This is a genomic window from Pollutimonas rozaliensis (assembly GCF_048751585.1).
In the GTDB taxonomy this organism is placed as follows: Bacteria; Pseudomonadota; Gammaproteobacteria; order Burkholderiales; family Burkholderiaceae_B.
This window is the reverse complement of record NZ_JAZHOB010000398.1, coordinates 1-229: the sequence shown is the minus strand read 5'-3', so window position 1 is coordinate 229 and position 229 is coordinate 1. Positions and strand designations below refer to the sequence as shown.

1 pseudogene is annotated in these 229 nt (G+C 57.2%); it reads right to left on the bottom strand.

The window, feature by feature from the left end:
- A pseudogene (locus V0R37_RS23370) lies at positions 1-218 on the bottom strand (histone deacetylase family protein); the annotation flags it as partial.
- Positions 219-229: the final 11 nt, after the last annotated feature.

The following is a 229-nucleotide window of genomic DNA, read 5'->3' as shown; positions in this document are numbered from 1 at the left end:
ACCAGATTGATCTGCGCCAAGGGATCGCGGTGATGCGCGTCAAAACCGGCGGAGATGAGGATGAGATCGGGCGAAAAATCGGCAATGGCCGGCAACACGCGGGATTTGAAGGCCTCGCGGAAATATTCGCTGCCGGTATTGGGCGAAAGCGGCGCGTTGACGATATTGTTCTTCACGCCGGTTTCATTTTTATCGCCGCTCCACGGGTAAAGCGGCATCTGGTGGGTGG